12 protein-coding genes are annotated in these 16,794 nt (G+C 46.9%); 11 read left to right on the plus strand and 1 reads right to left on the minus strand.

The window, feature by feature from the left end; translation table 11 throughout:
- Positions 1-641: 641 nt before the first annotated feature.
- Entirely contained in the window at positions 642-1,883 is a 1,242-nt protein-coding gene (locus CVT49_00005) for a hypothetical protein (protein PKK84959.1), read from the minus strand.
- A gap of 285 nt (positions 1,884-2,168) precedes the next feature.
- Between CVT49_00005 and CVT49_00010 the strand changes: the two genes are divergently transcribed.
- From CVT49_00010 to CVT49_00060, 11 genes are all read left to right on the plus strand, one after another.
- On the plus strand, positions 2,169-3,449 hold the full coding sequence (locus CVT49_00010; GenBank protein PKK84960.1) for a hypothetical protein: 1,281 nt from the start codon (positions 2,169-2,171) through the stop codon (positions 3,447-3,449).
- Positions 3,446-5,113: a hypothetical protein gene (locus CVT49_00015; protein PKK84961.1), complete on the plus strand. Its 1,668-nt coding sequence runs from the start codon at positions 3,446-3,448 to the stop codon at positions 5,111-5,113. The genes CVT49_00010 and CVT49_00015 overlap by 4 nt, the downstream gene beginning before the upstream one ends.
- A complete protein-coding gene (locus CVT49_00020; GenBank protein PKK84962.1) occupies positions 5,010-6,407 on the plus strand; it encodes a Fis family transcriptional regulator in 1,398 nt (465 codons plus the stop codon). The genes CVT49_00015 and CVT49_00020 overlap by 104 nt, the downstream gene beginning before the upstream one ends.
- A 505-nt stretch (positions 6,408-6,912) precedes the next feature.
- Positions 6,913-7,497 carry a hypothetical protein gene (locus tag CVT49_00025; GenBank protein PKK84963.1) on the plus strand — a complete coding sequence of 195 codons (585 nt, stop codon included), beginning with the start codon at positions 6,913-6,915 and terminating at the stop codon, positions 7,495-7,497.
- A 55-nt stretch (positions 7,498-7,552) separates the two neighbouring features.
- Positions 7,553-8,143 (plus strand): hypothetical protein, encoded by a 591-nt coding sequence (locus CVT49_00030; protein PKK84964.1) that lies wholly within the window; start codon positions 7,553-7,555, stop codon positions 8,141-8,143.
- On the plus strand, positions 8,140-8,643 hold the full coding sequence (locus CVT49_00035; GenBank protein PKK84965.1) for a hypothetical protein: 504 nt from the start codon (positions 8,140-8,142) through the stop codon (positions 8,641-8,643). Before CVT49_00030 ends, CVT49_00035 begins: the two co-directional genes overlap by 4 nt.
- Positions 8,636-10,915, plus strand: coding sequence for a hypothetical protein (locus CVT49_00040; protein PKK84966.1), 2,280 nt, complete (start codon positions 8,636-8,638; stop codon positions 10,913-10,915). Before CVT49_00035 ends, CVT49_00040 begins: the two co-directional genes overlap by 8 nt.
- Positions 10,916-10,930: 15 nt before the next feature.
- Positions 10,931-12,379: a hypothetical protein gene (locus CVT49_00045; protein PKK84967.1), complete on the plus strand. Its 1,449-nt coding sequence runs from the start codon at positions 10,931-10,933 to the stop codon at positions 12,377-12,379.
- A gap of 449 nt (positions 12,380-12,828) precedes the next feature.
- Positions 12,829-13,413 (plus strand): hypothetical protein, encoded by a 585-nt coding sequence (locus CVT49_00050; protein PKK84968.1) that lies wholly within the window; start codon positions 12,829-12,831, stop codon positions 13,411-13,413.
- Between the two features lie 34 nt (positions 13,414-13,447).
- A complete protein-coding gene (locus CVT49_00055) occupies positions 13,448-14,038 on the plus strand; it encodes a hypothetical protein (protein PKK84969.1) in 591 nt (196 codons plus the stop codon).
- Positions 14,035-16,791, plus strand: coding sequence for a hypothetical protein (locus CVT49_00060; protein PKK84970.1), 2,757 nt, complete (start codon positions 14,035-14,037; stop codon positions 16,789-16,791). Before CVT49_00055 ends, CVT49_00060 begins: the two co-directional genes overlap by 4 nt.
- Positions 16,792-16,794 lie beyond the last annotated feature (3 nt).

The following is a 16,794-nucleotide window of genomic DNA, read 5'->3' on the forward strand; positions in this document are numbered from 1 at the left end:
CAGGGCATGACATTCCTCCTCATCTAAAGAAGGAAAATACCCTATACTGTAACATATGTCCTGATACATTCTGTAATCAATCTCCTGATACAATACACACGCGGGTCGGCCCCCACGATTACAAATTTGCTACCAAAATGAAGTCGAAACTTTAAAAATGGGAAAACGAACCCAATTCCGTGTAATTAAATGAAAGAAAATATAGTACAAGGAAATTTTCGCAAAAAACGCTGCAAAAACGATAGTAATTTGATGGTGATTTGTTGCGTAATGCCATTCGTATTTGATGAATAAATTACGGCAGAATAAAGATGTCGAAACCTCCCTCGCTTCGCTCTCTTCGCAAGACTTCCTTCGCCGGGCTCAGGATCTTCGACAGGAGCTTCGCTCGTGACCTTCGACCCTTTGGGTCTCAGGCATGGGATTTCGACCTGCTCGACACAGTCATTGATACAGAATGCAATGCAAACCATGCGACATCCTTGCAATAAAATGATTTCCCCCTCGGCCGGGGTTGGTCGAGGGGGGCTTTGACAGGCAGGATCCCTCCCATAAGGATCGTGCTTCGGATTACCTGTGGCCTTCAGCTTGCGGCCTTATCGCAGGCCTCCGGCCACAGGTTGATGGAGGATACAATGGCATTACTCACCGGAAAGAGTGAGCGTGGCCGGTTTGCTTTCTACTTCCTTAATTTCTTCAGCTTTCTCCTCAACGGCATCATCCGCTTCAACTACTTCATTAGCTTCGGAATCAGAGATTTCATCCGGCTGATCGATCACGTTTGCCTCTTCGATCTCGGCGGTTTCTTCGATTGCGGGCGTCTCTTCCATGGCCTGGATTTCTTCAGGTGCGGGCGCACCCTGGATCTCTTCGGCCATCACGCCCGATTCGACCAGTGTCCTGAGATAGGCGCCTGATTTCAGCAGAAGACCTTCACTGTCGGTCCCGGCGATGACCTTGCCTTCGAATTTCTGCACTACGTTGACAACCTTGTTTTCGAGCGAGCGCGCCGGATAGAGATTGTTGTCGAACATCCCGATGACACCGTTGTCGGTGGCGATATAGACAACCCATCCGCTGGCATCGATATCATGGATGACATTCGAGGGCAGACCATTCTCGGTCGTCCAGGTATCCCATGAGCCGCCGTCATAGATATACATGGCATCATCGGTGCCGACATAGACATAACCGCGGTTGTAATCGAGACAGTTGACATTGTCGAAGATGGTCGTATCGCGAAGCAGGTAGCGCTTTTTGAAATCGTCACCTTCCATCCGAAACAATCCTTCGCCGTCGGTGCCGACCCAGAGACCGGTTTCATCGGCGGTCATGGCGACCACCGGGATCTCCTCGCGAACCAGCTTGAAATCATTATCCGCTTTGGAGTACAACCCCTGACCGGTGCCGATCATCAATTGGCCGTCGTACGACTGCAAAGCATTGATCGGTTTTTCGAAATGATGTCCGACCGTTTCCAGAACGCCTTTTTTGAAGACAAAGAGATTATTGCCGCCGGCAAATATCTGGTCATTGTGCATGGCGACGGCATTGAGTTTTTCGCCGGCATCGATAGCGCGACAACTCGAGTCGACCAGATTGTAAACAATCAGGCCGCGGTCAAAAGCGGCATAGATGACCGAATCGACAATGAGAACATCGGAGATATCCCCGAAACGGCTGCCGGTGTAATCTTTGAGTTTGATCGGGGCCCCTGCAAACTGCGCCTCGACCGCCTGGTTGATAATCGAGTCGGTGATTTCGCCGACGACCTGTTTGACGACTGAAGCCTGTTTCGGTTTTTCGTCGGATGAACATCCGGCGATGGCGAGCGACATGATGATGATCGCTCCCGCTGCGGCATAAAGTGACTTTTTGAACATGACAACCTCCTTAAGGTTATGGGTTCTTGCTTTCTTTCAGCGTCACTATTATGCCTATACAATTGTTGTGCCAAAATGTTATGTCGTTGATATACAAACAGATAACTGAATATATGAGGGTTCGATTTAATTATTTATGTGTCAAATCTGACACATGTGCCGATATAGATTGTATAAGCTATTAGAACTTATTATATTAGCTGTGTCAAAAATGACACGCTCTTTTGGCGCGGTTGGAGGGATCGGTTTTGCCGGGAAAGATTAAATTCATTATAAGTTAGCGATATGTCAAAAAGCAATTGTATCACAGTGATTCTAATTTTCGCGCTCCTGTTACTATCGATTGGCTCGGCATGGGCGGGGCAGGTCAGGTGCAATATTCTTCAGCACAAACTTGATCGATTATATTTTCCGTTTGGCGAAGAGGCGAACATTTTCGCGAACAGCCGGTTTGTTCTGTACAATAACACCGACTCGCTTATGACCGGGCGGATTGCATCATCACAGCCGGGCGTATCATACAGTTATCAGTTGGACAGTTCGCTTGCCTTGTCCAACATTGATTCTCTCCACGCAATAATCGAGACAGCGGATATTGACAGTGTCAGCACGATTCGAATCGGTTTCGATTTGCCGGAGGGGCGCAAATCGACCCTGCTTTACAGCGAGAATATTCCGGGCGAGTCGGCACCGCTGTTTCATACGGTAACATCGGCGGGCAACCCGCTTGAGATAGTCATTTATGATTCATTCCTGGAGATGACGCTGGCGCTGGAGGCGCATCAAATTGACGGCTGTATTTCCTTTAATGAGTACAAGTCATTCGGCGTGGATATCACAACCACCGCCTATCCGGCGGAATATTTTGCCGTGTTGATTCCCAATATAACGCATCCGGTCAATGAACGGGGGATATTATCGACTTCGATGTACTATCGATTCAATTCGGCGCAATCATCGGCCTATTTTGCGGGTGACGGCATCAGGCAATTTAATTCCCTATACTTCAAAGAGTCTTCTGTTCCGCGATTCTATGACTACGATCCGGAAAAGGGCCGCAGTTTGCTGAAAGCGCTCGGCAAGAAGCCGAAGGAAATATCGATTGCAGTATCCGAAGCGGCCCTTATCGAGACGGCCAATTATTTTATCGATATCCTCAATCGCGACCGGATAAAGTGCCGGCTGGAAGAGGACCGTGACAAAGATCATGACTTATATATGGATTTTGTTCCATTATCCGAAAATGACCGGGCCGCAAGTCTCAAGTACATTGTCAGCGTCATTTCGGCGGATACCGTTTCGGGTGAGCCGGTTAATACGATTCTAAAAATAATCGACAATTATATCAGGCAGGGGGATGCTTTAACCGACGCGGTCAGTGCGAACTATTTTTATGACCGGGCCGAGCGTAGTTTGATTGATGATCTGGGTGTGTTTCCGCTGTTTCGCTCGACGATATACATGACCGCGTACGATTATATAAGAAATTTCGATTATGATATGTACATAAACAACCGTTTTGACATGATCGGACGGATCAGTTTGCCGGGGGGTGCATCGGAATGACATTTACCGGGAAAATACGCATATACCTGATTCTGATAGCGTTGCTGCCGCCGCTGACAGTGATGGCGGTGATTTATTTCAATTCGATGCAGCAGCTTGAAAATTTCGGTTACCAGAGCGCCTATAATGATCTTAATATTCTTATCAGGTTGTACGAGACATACAAAGGCGATCTACGCAACAAGGCCGAGCTGTATGCGGCATCAGCATCCATGCAGAAAGCGGTACTGCTTGTCAAAGCTGGCCGAATGCATGAAGTTAATCTGTCCGAAAAACCGGCGGAGCTGGATTTCGTGGAAATTATCGACAGTGCAGGCAAGGTCCTGGCCAGCGGCCATCGTCCCGGACTGATCGGCAGCATGGTTCAGGAGCAATTCACTGATGGCCGCGCCCCGGTTCATGGTTTTATGGAGACGATCGAGTATGATATAAGCGGTCCGCATGCCGCCATAGCGTACCTTTATCCGCTCAACGATAACCTGTTTGTGTACTGCGGAAAATATATCGATGAGAATCTTATTAATGTACTGGGGGCGGTCAGAACGGCTGATTTCAAGGTGTTGTTTCAACCCGATACTGATTCGAGCCGGATCGATCTGAAAGGCATGAATAAGAATGAACTGTATGAGAAGGACGGGAAAATACATGCAATTCTTGCCGGCGGCGGTGAATCCGGTTATTTTTTGATGTCCGAATTTACGGGGGGAAGCGGAGGCGAAATCATCGTATCGATTCTCACAGCCACCGGTACGGTGGCACTGTTATCCATACTTATAGCAATCCTGCTGGGCATTTATATTACCGGAAAAGCAAAAAAGGAAATCGATAATCTGGTCACCGCCACCGATCGGGTGGCGCAGGGGGATTTCTCGACACCGGTCATGGCTTATGAGGAGGGCGAGTTCTCTCAACTGGCCGATTCCTTCAGCGAGATGATGACGAAATTGAAGAATCTGCAGAAGCAACTTGCGACTACCGAAAAGATCGCCGCTTGGAAAAGTATCAGTCAGAAGATTGCTCATGAGGTAAAAAATCCGCTGACGCCGATTGCGCTGTCGGTTGATGATTTGCGTCGCTCCTATACGGAAAAACTTCCCGATTTCGAAAAGACATTACTGGAGTGCACGGCGACGATACGGAATGAGGTCCGCCGCTTGACCAAACTTCTCGATCAGTTTGTCAGTTTCGCCAGGATGAATGCCCCGGTTATCGGCAATGTGAAAGCCGGGCAATTTATCGACGCGATTGCTGGCCTGTATCAGCGTAACATCGACAACGGCCAGTTGAAGATCACGAATAAGAGCCGGCGGCAGAATTTCCGAATTGATCCTGAAGCCATAAGGCAGGTCTTCCTGAACACAATCAAGAACAGTTTCGAGTCGGGACCGGATGTAAAGGTAAATATTGTCGTAAATGATACGTCTGAGGGAATTGAGGTAATTATCGAGGATGACGGGCCGGGTTTTGCACCATCCATACTGGACAGGCGGTTTGAACCGTACCTGTCCGGCAAGAAGGATGGTTCCGGGCTGGGTCTGATTATCTGTCAGCGAATTATCCATGACCACGGCGGAGTCATTGATATATATAATCGTCCCGAAGGGGGCGCCGGAGTTAACATTAAGATACCTTTTGAAAATGGCCAAAATATTAGTAATCGATGATGAAGAGAATATTCGAAGCACCTTGAAATCGGCTCTTGATCGGCGCGGTCATGAGACTGTCACCGCGTCCGATTACAGGCAGGGAAAAGAGTATTCCCGGGCTGACTTCGATATAATTTTTCTCGATGTGCTTCTGCCCGACGGCAACGGGCTGGATCTGTTAAAGGAAATTTTGGCGGCCGACCGGCGACAGACGGTTGTTATGATTTCCGGGCATGCCGATATCGACATGGCGGTGGAGGCGATTCAAGCCGGAGCCTATGATTTTATCGAGAAACCGCTGTCGCTCGATCGCGTCCTGATAACCATCGAGAATGCCACCCGAACCAGTCGGCTGTTAAAAGAGAAAAATCGACTTTCTTCGCTTCTCTACGGCGACTTTATCGGAAAATCTGCGCTGGTTAATAAACTCAGGGAGGACATTGCCCGATCGGCATCGAAGGCATCGCGCTTTCTGATTCTGGGCGAAAACGGAACCGGCAAGGAACTGGTGGCGCATATGATTCACCGTCTGGGGCGCAAACCGGACGGGCCCTTTATTGCGGTCAACTGCGCCGCCCTGCCTTCGGAGTTGATAGAGTCGGAGCTTTTTGGTCATATCAAGGGGGCCTTTACCGGCGCCGGGAAGGACCGCAAGGGACGTTTTCAGGAGGCCAACGGCGGGACAATTTTTCTGGATGAGATCAGCGAGATGTCATTGACAGCTCAGGCCAAGGTCCTGCGGGCGGTCGAGACGATGGAGATCGGTGCGGTCGGCTCCGACAAAGTGACAAAAGTCGACAGCAACATTATCGCCGCATCCAATAAGGATTTGATTAAGCTTGTTAATGAGGGCAAATTCCGCGAGGATTTGCTTTATCGCCTCAATGTCGTCCAATTTCATATCCCGCCATTGAGAGTGAGAAAGGATGATATTCGTATTCTGGCAGAATATTTTCTTATGAAATTTGCCAATGAATCGGGGACGGTTGCCCGTCGACTGACAGAAAGTGCCATCGACTATTTAAGAGAATATGATTTCCCGGGGAATATAAGAGAACTGAAGAATCTGATGGAACGGGTCAATATATATTGCGATCGGGTCGATATCGAGCGTGAGGATTTGGAGCCTTTTCTTCCGAGGCACAGTGAAGTTATTTCGGCTTCATTGAAGGAAGCGGTTGGTCAATTCGAAATTAATTATATAAATGCCGCCATCAGGCGTCACAATGGGAATATTACCGAGGCGGCCAGGGAATTGGGAATTGAGCGTTCACATCTGTACAAAAAATTAAAAAAACTCAGCGAAAACTGAACTGAAGAGAATTTATGGTCCGGCCGGGGAGTGATTATCAAATCAGGCTGAGGCCAGGGTATTGAAGCAAATAAATTATCGCGGTCGGACTAAACACGTTTTTTCGGTAAACCAGACCGGGAAATGCAATATTTTAAACATTAAATGTATTTTTTGGTGTCCTGGTTACTCTTAAGGATAGGAATTTTCTATAGGGATGCTAAGATATGCACCATGGATATTATGTACTTCTATCAGGTATCCTTTTATCCCCGGGTTTGCAAGGAATCCGGCGCCGCCATACTATAACAGGGACAGCAGAGGTCACAAGCTTAATCCCAGGTTCAATTCAAATATTGATATTATCAATTTCCGCCCGGCGGCGTTGTTATGCTGTATTTCGATGCCAAGTAAAGAATCAACCAATGATCGGAAATAAGGCAAAAAGCGGTCAAAGGAGGTAATGGCAAAAAAGATCGGCAGATATTTTTGACACTAAGACACTTAATCCTTGATTGAATTTTAGATTACAATAGCTATTAGTTCCGTGAGTAAAGAAAAAAGCAGTGAATTAGCATCTTTGGTCAACCGCTGTCTTGCAGGAGATGCCCGGGCCTGGAGTGAATTGGTTCGTCGCGTGAATCCAATAATCCATGCGATTTGCTATGAAATGCGGCTCTCTCGTGACGAGCGCTATGATATTTTTGGCCAGGTTCTTCTTTTATTGTTGAAGAATCTTGAGAATGTAAAGTCCCGTGACAGCCTGGTTAGCTATGTTGCGACCATGACCCGCCGGGAGATTCGTGAGCTTACACGTAAGTCTAATTATATCAACCATATGCATAAATCAATCGTGGATGAAATTTATTCCCGAGCGATTCCGACTCCGGATATTGATATGGAAATTGCCCAGGACAGCGAGGCGCTTTTAAAGGCCATGGCAAAACTGCCCCGTCTTTGTCATGACTTATTGACGGCCCTGTTTTTTGACACCGACAAGCCAAGCTATAAGGAACTCTCCCAACGCCTTGGGATACCGGTGGCCTCAATTGGCCCGACCCGGGAGCGTTGCTTGAAAAGAATGCATAAGCTTTTGGATAAAAAGAAATGAAATTTTTGGTATCAAAATCGGGTTTTGTTGCTCTTTAGGTTGATGGGGGAATGGTATGAAAAAGGAAAATGATAAAATTGAGTTAATGCTGGATTTCCTGAGAGGTAATCTCACCGCCGAGAAGCATCGGGAGACAGAAAGGCTGATCAGTGCCGACCGCGGCCTGATCGGATTATTTTCCGTAGTCAAGGGACTCTTCCTTGAGGGGCAGAAGGCGGACTGGAACCAGTTACAGGATTCAACTCTGAAGCTGGCCACCCGGCTGTTTGACGATTATCAGAAAAGCAAAAAAATAAGCCGGGTCCATTATGGTATTACCGTCTTTGATTCCATGATGCTGCCATTGCCGGAGGGGGTCAGACCGGCTACGGTTGACAGCAGGAGGTTAAAATACAAGGTCGGCGAAATGGATCTTGAGATTTCATTGTATCCGGTATCGACCAGTTCATATGAACTAATCGGGCAGGTTTACAATCTTGAAACTGAGGGCGGCTTAACGGTGCGACTGCGGTCCGGCAAGCATGAATATCGAGAGGCTGCTGATCAATTCCATCTCTTTCGATTCGTGAGAATTCCGGTGGCCAGGTATGTCCTGGATTTGCTGGCAAAAAACAGCCGGGTTGGGACGGTGGAACTGCAACTATGATTGAACTGCCGCAAATAATCAAACTTTCCGATCGCGCCGCGCTGGAAAAATTTATTGCGACCAGGTATGCCGGCGATACTTATAAGTTTATTCAGGATATTGACATAAGCATCAATAGTCTGCTTAAGACTGATTTCAATGAGGCCTGGCGATATATTCAAAGTGTCGATAGAGTTTTCCATCATCTGGCGGCAGAATTCGAACCGCGCCGACTGGCTATGATAGGTCGATATTATGTATATGTCGGAGAGAACAAAAAAGCCCTGAAGTATTATTTGAAGGCGATCGGCCTGTTCAAGAAAGCGGGCAGCGCCTATGGAGTCGCCCGGCTCGGCAAATCGCTTATAGAAATCTACAGCAAGCTGGGGAATCATAAGGAAGCGCTGGAAATAGGCAAGTCTTCGCTGCGGTATTATCAAAAAAAGGGAATGGAATTCGACACTGCTCATCTGCTTAATAACATTGGTATTGTGCTTTATCGCATGGATAAGCATGGATAAGCATCGATTGGCGCTGAGATATCTCGATAAAGCCAAAAAGATCATGCAGCAGTATAAAAGTTTTCAGCTTGCCTATGTGGAGCTGAATCGGGCCAACGTTTTGTTCGAAATGAACATGATCAGGAAGGCCCGCGGTTTTTATGAAAAGGCGGCGGCGATTTATCATAATAATGGCATGCATGTAGGTGAAAACAAGGCCAACTATGCCCTGGCCTTTATTTTGTTTTTTGAGGACAGGTTCACCGAATCAATCAGGCTCTTCGAAAAAGTATATGAGAAATCAAAGGAGCTCGCCGATCCGGTGGGTGCGGCCAATGCCCTGCTTGATATGGCCGAAATTAATATACAGCTAACCCAGTACAGTACGACGATAATGCTTGCCGATCAAATAATCCCTGAATTTCACAGGCTTGGCCTGATAAATGAGGAAGCCCGATCTTACTATTTTGCCTCCGTTGCCCGGATTAAGTTAAAGGATTTTGATTTGGCCGCCACACAATTAAGAAGGGCGGAGCATCTTTTCAAAAAGGAAAATAATCAGTTTTGGCTGGGGATGGTCAATGCGGCAAAAAGCCGGCTATACCGGGCGCGAGGACGCTACAAGCAGGCTCTTCAATATGCGGCCGACTCGGGAATATCCTATGCCAGAAGCGGTCATGAACGGCATCGGCTGGATGCCGAGATTATGACTTTTGAGACGGTGCTTGCATCGGGAGATTACGAACGAGCAATTAAATTGACGGTCCCACTGTTAAAGCGCAGACTGACGAGTCATCAAAAGCATAACCTTCGTTTTCTGATTGGTAAATGTTATTACCAAAAGGGGGATTACTCCTCGGCTCTGAAGGAATTCAAGGCGGCCGTCAAAATAATCGAGAAGATGTTAAAAGGACTGTACCCTGATGAAATCAGATTTTTCTTTGTCATGGACAGGTATGAAAGCTATCAAATGATGATTGACTGCCTTCTCAAACTTGGGCGTGTGGAGGATTCATTCCTGAGTAATCTGAGAGCTCTGGAGGTAATTAATCATCGTACGACCCATGAAACCGAAACCGGACGGGAAATATCGCCGGAGTTGATCGAAAAAAGGAACAATTTGCGGGCGGCATTGAAGAAACTGAACCAGTCAACCAAGGGTGGTCAGCGTGGTGTTGAAAGTGTGACCACTTATAATTCACTGGAACATAAATTATGGTCGAACGAGAGAAAGATCAGGACAATTGTATATCCGGAGAGGGAGTATCTCGGCCCGGACGACTTTTATCAGGGCCGGGATATATATCAATACATTGAAAGTGAAGAAACTATTGTCAGCTTCTTTTCATCGAATGAAATGACCGGGGCTTTTTGTGCTTCAGGGCAAAAGGTTCAATTTATAAAGTTTGCTATACTGCCGAAGGAACTGGATATTTTACTGAGGAAGCTGCATTTCATATTTGAGAACGCTGTATTTGGGCAAAGGGATGTTGACCGTTCATACAAGATATCCGAGCATTATCTCAATATTATTTATCAGAAAATAATCGAACCGCTGCTTTCATCCATACCGGGACAACATGTCATTTTTGTCGCTGATGGCATCTTTGGCCAGATACCATTTATGGCTCTGAAAGATGGTCAGGGGCGATATATAAAAGACCGATTTAGAATAAACACCATTATCAATCCACAGGATTTGAAAAACAGATCCGGAATTTTAAAGAATCTTAAGAGCAAACGCAACGCTGTTTTTGCCGTATCATCCGACTTGTTGCCGCTGATTGAGATAGAGGCCCGCCAGATTAAGAGTATTTTTCGAAAATCGCGCCTGTTTATCGATGACAGGGCCAATTGTATGAATTTAACAAATGAATTAAAGGAGGCTGATGGGTTTTTGCATATTGCGGCTCACGCATCAAGATCATCCGAAAATCCTTTATTTTCCCGAATATTGATGAATGATGGGCCGTTTTTCCCGTTCGATCTTTTTCAATCGGGTGTCAAGGCCGAATTAGTCACGCTTTCTGGTTGTCAGACCGCGGCACCGGGTCTGTACTACGGCAACTCGTTCAGTTTGGCCAAAGCTTTCTACCAAGCCGGGAGTCATCATGTTTTGGCAACTTTGTGGCCGGTCTCTGATAAGCTGAGTATGCTCTTTATGATAAACTTTTACGAGACTCTGGCTGATGTGGGGAATGTTTATCAGGCGTATCAAAGTGCAGTCGATCAAATTATCGACATCACTGATAATCCTGCATTTTGGAGTTCATTTGTTTTATTGGGAACATAGTAAGGAGAGTATATCATGCGAAAAGTCAGATATTTGGTAAGAGGCGCCTTTGTCTTTCTTTTTATCCTTTTGATATTTTTGACGATTCAGAATTCATTCGCCGTTAATGAAAATAAAAACCTATCACATAAGGCATCCGTTCCTAATCAGGTTATTTTATGCCTGGAAAAAGGACGTTCGGCCCACGAATTTTTGTCGGACATCAGGGGAAAAGTCATCAAAGATTTGCCTCGACAAAATATCCTGCTGATTGATTTCCCCGGCAATACGCCGGTGGAAAAAGTGTCAGAAGCGTTTGGGCGAAGAGGTGGCGTCGTCTTCGCACAACCGAACTATCTATGCGGTTTGCCTGAAATAAATACTCAGGATGATTATCTCCCTGACGCGAACAACCCGGTCTTTATAGCCGGTATCAGTCCGGGGCCGTATTATAATCAACAGGCGACCAATAGCAGCGGTGCCGACTCGGCCAATTTATTGTCGACTGGAACCGGTGTTATTGTGGCGGTTATTGATAACGGCATTGATTTCAATCACCCTCTGTTCTCTGGTTTGGCCGACAGCACGGGATATGATTTTGTCGATAATGATGGAGATCCCTCGGAGGAAACGGGCGACATGCTGGGGCACGGAACCTTTGTTTCGGGATTGATTAAATTAGTGGCGCCGGATTGCAGCCTTATGCCGTATCGGGCCTTTGATGAAAGCGGTATTGGTGATTCATACGCGATTGCCCAGGCTATTTACCGGGCAATTGATGACAGCGTGGATATTATCAATATGTCATTCAATATGTATATATCCAACTCCGCGGTGGAGACAGCCGTTGCAGCGGCCCGTCAGGCAGGCATAACCATGGTGGCTTCCGCCGGAAACGACAGTTGCTCGGTCACATCTTATCCAGCCGCCTATGCCGGAGTAATTACGGTCGGGGCCATTGACTCTTTGGATTATCTGGCCGGATATTCCAATTATGGCGCCAATCTGGATGTTGTCGCGCCGGGTGTTATGGTATACAGCGCGTTACACACTCAATATGAATCCGACTGGGGTTACTGGAGCGGAACTTCATTTGCGGCACCCCAGGTAAGCGGCGGTTGTGCCTTAATACTGGGGCTAAAGCCGTCAATGGAGGGGGATAGCATGGAAGTTTTCATCAGAGAGACCGCCGAAAATGATCTATTATGGGGAACGGTCGTGCCCCATGATTCTTTATATGGTTATGGTCGTGATGATGTTTTTCGTTCCGCAATCTGCCTTTGCCGGGGCGATGTGGATCATTCCGGACTAATCGACTCGCTCGATTATAATTATCTTATAAATTATTTGAATTACGGAGGCCCGGCGCCGATTCCCATCAATGAAATCGGTGACGTTAATTGCTCGGGAATCATAAATAATCTGGATGTTTCGTATTTGATCAATTATTTGAACCATAGCGGACCGCCGCCCTGCTGCCAATAAAAGCAGCTACTTTCGTTTTGCGTTCTTTACTCATGGGACAAGCCCGGCCTGACGGCCGGGCTTTTATTGCGTTTTTTGGGAGAAAAATGCATAAAAAACCGCAATTATGAAAATATTTGTATTTTTATTGAGCTTGCCCCGCTCTAATAAAATATGAAAGGCCATATCGGGCTCATTCCAGAACCATAGGTATGGTCTTCGAATAGTCTCTCTTTTATGTGGTTAGTTACAGGAGATGAGTCTTTTGATTCATCTCCTGATTTTATATCAACAGGGGTGCCGCCGGAATAAAAACAATATTTGCATTTCGTTCTTGGAATTTTCCATTCCGTTTATTTCATTATATAATTGGAGACTATCGGCAATATGCCGCACGCGCACAACAACATGAGATAACTCGTGACTGATTGCCGCAATTTTTTAGATTTGGCTAATTCGAAAGTAAATCAGTGAGTAAACCGGAAGATAACTATATATCGAATCTGGTAACAGGTTGTCTTGAGGGTGAAAAGCAATCATGGTCGGAATTGATCAGGAGAATAACGCCCCTTGTTTTTTCAATCTGCGGCCGGATGAAGCTTTCCAGGGAAGACAGTTACGATATTCATGGGCAGGTATCCTATCTTCTGTGGAAAAACCTCGGAAATCTCAGATCGTCCGACAAGCTGTTGTCCTATGTCACGACTATAACGCGGCGGGTGATTTATGCCCTGATGCATAAATCGAAGATACTGCAGAAAGTCGAGGATGCTCTGGCGGATGATTTGTTTTTATCATCACCGAAACAACCCGATGATATTTATGAAGAATCAGAGAGGCATGAAGCATTGATGCACGCGATTGCACAACTTCCGCCAAAGGAATATCGGTTGATCCGGGCACTCTTCTTCAGTTCCGAGAATCTATCCTATGAGGAAATCGCGCAACAACTTGGAATCCCGGCTTCATCGATCGGCCCGAGCCGAATGCGGTGTTTTAAAAAACTTTATCGGATATTGAAACGTAATGAATTGTTTTTAAAGTATTTTTTGTAAATTTTTGGCGCTCTATATATAATGAGGAGGCAAAATGCAGAATGATGTCGACAAGATTGAACTTCTTTTGAAATTCAATCGAGGCGAACTCACTGGTGATGCCGAAAAAGCGGTAAGGGAAGCTCTGAAAAATGATCCTGAATTAAGGATCATAAATCAACTTCTTCAGGATATTCAGATTGACACCGGGAAAGGGGACTGGAGTCAGATACTGAATTTCGCATCGGAGTCGGCATCCCGAATGTTTGACGATTTCATGAGAAATCGCCGCGAAGGGGCCGAGGTTTACGCGGTCCGGACATATGATTCCAAACTGACACCGCTCCCGGAAGGGGTTCGGCCGGCGGCGGTCGATTGCCGGCGCCTTAAGTTCAAGATCGGCGATTATGATCTTGAATTGTCGCTTTACCCTGTGTCCACCGACTCCCGTGAGATTATCGGGCAGGTACACAAGGCCAAATTTGATAAACCGCTCGAAGTCAGGCTAAAATCCGGCAAAAGATCCTATTCGGTGACAGCTGATCGTTTTAATCTTTTCCGATTCGAGCGGGTTCCGGTCGCCGAGTATAAAATGACATTATTATCAGACGGGCAGATAATTGGCATCGTTGATTTATCCTTATGATTGTCTTATCTCAGATACTGAAGCTCTCCGGTAAGGAAGCCTTCGAGAAATATCTTGAATCCGATTATGGCGGCGATAACGTCGCTTTTCTTGATGATTTGGATAAGAGCATCAATCGGCTTATTCGAACCGATTTGAAGGAGGCCGGTGACTTCATTGATGCCGTCAAGGGCATTTTTAAATATCTTCCCCGCCGGTATCAGGCGCGATTGAAGGCCATCCAGGGCCGGCATTGTCATTGGACCGGTGAATATGCTCCGGCTCTTCGCCATTATCTGGCCGCCCGCCGATTGCTTGAAGAGCAGAAGCAACCGGAGGGGATTGCGAGGCTCGGTAAAGGACTGATGGATGTTTATATGTATCTGGGCCGGTACGAAGAAGCGTTGCAGGTCGGCCGAAGATCTCTGTCATATTTCCGCAGGAAGCAATTGAGCAATGATGCGGGCCAGGTTCTGAATAATATCGGCAATGTATATCATCGCATGGACAACAACCGCATGGCCCTGAAATATTATAATATGGCGAGGGAAATTTTCGCCCGGGCCGGGGGCGTGCCTCTGGCTATTGTCGAGTATAATCGGGCCAATATTTATACCAACATGGACAGGCTGGACCAGGCGGAAAAGCTGTACCGCGCCTCGGCCGAACTTTATCACGAAAACGGACTGGAAATAGCCCGGAATCAAGCGCTTTATTCGATTGCCTATCTGCATTTTCTGCGGGACAAATATACCGATGCCATCAAGGCTTTCGAGGCGGTGCATGATGATCTCATCCGCCTCGGCGACCGGAAGTCGGCGGCCGCCGCCATGCTGGATATGGCCGAGATCGACATTCAACTGAATCAATACGGGTCGGCGTCGATGATAGCGGATCAGATTATTCCTGAGTTTAGAAAACTGGGCATGAGATACGAGCAGGCCAAGGCCAGCTATTTTTCCGCCGATGTCAGGATCAGACTGGGGGACTACACCCAGGCCTCGAGTCGATTGAAGAAAGCAGAGACACTTTTCTCCAGGGAAAAAAATCTGCTCTGGCTGGGCATGATTAACATGTCCCGGAGCAAACTAAATATAGCGCGGAAGCATTATTCCACGGCGGTTACGGCCGCGGATGAGGCGGCCCGACTTTTTGCCCGGACCGGGAATGAGAGAAAAAAGCTGGATGCCGAGATTGCCCGGCTGGAAGGATTCACGATGGCGGGCGAATCGCCGATGGCTTTGAAACTTGCCGGAAAACTATCCATCGAAAAACTGGCCGGGTATCAATCCTATAATTTGAATTACCTGATCGGCCAATGCCATTTCCGTTTGAGCCAATATGAAACAGCCTTAAAGTATTTTCGCAAGGCTGTCGGCGCCATTGAAAAGATGCTCAAAGGGCTGTATCCGGATGAGGTCAGATATTTCTTCATTTCTGACAAGTATGATTGCTATCGTATGGTCGTTGACTGCCTTTTGAAACTTGGCCGGACCGATGAATCGCTTCAATCCAATTTCTCGGCTCTGGAACTGATAAACGGAAAAATCGATAGGGATAGAGCAATCTCATCGCAAATTCCCTCCCCGTTAATCGACCGGAGAGAACAACTGCGGGCGGCCTTGAAAAAAATCAGCCAATCTCCCAAAAGCGGCCAGCGCGGGACCCCGACCTCCTATTATTCGCTGGAGCAACAACTCTGGTCGAACGAGAGAAAGATCAGATCGATTCTTTACCCCAATGAAATCGTGGCCAAAAAATTGATCCGCACGGAATATAATATTCGGGATTTTCTTCAGGATGATGAAACCGTCATCAATTACCTTGAGAACGATTCCGGTATCGGCGCCTTTTGCGTAACATCCGGGAGAACCGAATTTGTGGAACTGCCGGTTTCGCGGTCGGACATGGCGCTGATACTCCGGAAATTGCATTTTATTTTTGAATCGGTCGTTTCCGGAATAACCGATGCGGATGAAACCGGACAGATTTCCGAATCATATCTAAGAGAACTTTATGACATCCTTATTGCGCCTTTAAAAGCAAGAATCGCGGGCAAAAAACTGATTATTGTGGCGGACGGATATTTCGGGCAGATTCCATTTAATGCCTTGAAAGACGGCAGCGGTAATTATCTCATAAACGAATATCAGGTTTGTCTGGCGGTCAATCCCGGGGATATTTGTCATCGACGCCGGACGCCGCCCGACATCACGAATAAACAGCATGCGATTTTTGCGGTTTCATCGGACCTGCTGCCGGCGATATCGATCGAAGCCAGGCAGATAAAAAATATTTTTGAAGGTTCGCATTTGTATTTGGACAGGGAAGCCAATCGGGCCAATCTTCTCCGGGAGGCGGCGAAGGCGACCGGTTTTATTCATATTGCGGCGCATGCCTCGCGGGCATCGGAAAATCCGCTTTTTTCAAGAATTCTGATGGGCGACGGGCCTTTTTTCCCGTTTGACCTGTTTCAATCCGGTTTAAAAGCAGGGTTGGTAACGCTTTCCGGTTGCCAAACGGCCGCTCCCGGATTATATTATGGTAATTCATTCAGTCTGGCCAAAGCTTTCTACCAGGCGGGAAGCAGATATGTTCTGGCGACCTTGTGGCCCGTGGCCGATAAGGTAAGTACATTGTTTATGATCAAATTCTATAAATCACTGTCAGAGAAAAAAGAAATTTTTAATGCCTACAACAGCGCCGTTTCGGAACTGGCCGAAGTCACCGGCAACCCGGCCTTCTGGAGTTCTTTCGTGCTGCTGGGCATTTAGGAA

This window comes from candidate division Zixibacteria bacterium HGW-Zixibacteria-1 (assembly GCA_002838945.1).
Taxonomy (GTDB): Bacteria; Zixibacteria; MSB-5A5; order GN15; family PGXB01; genus PGXB01.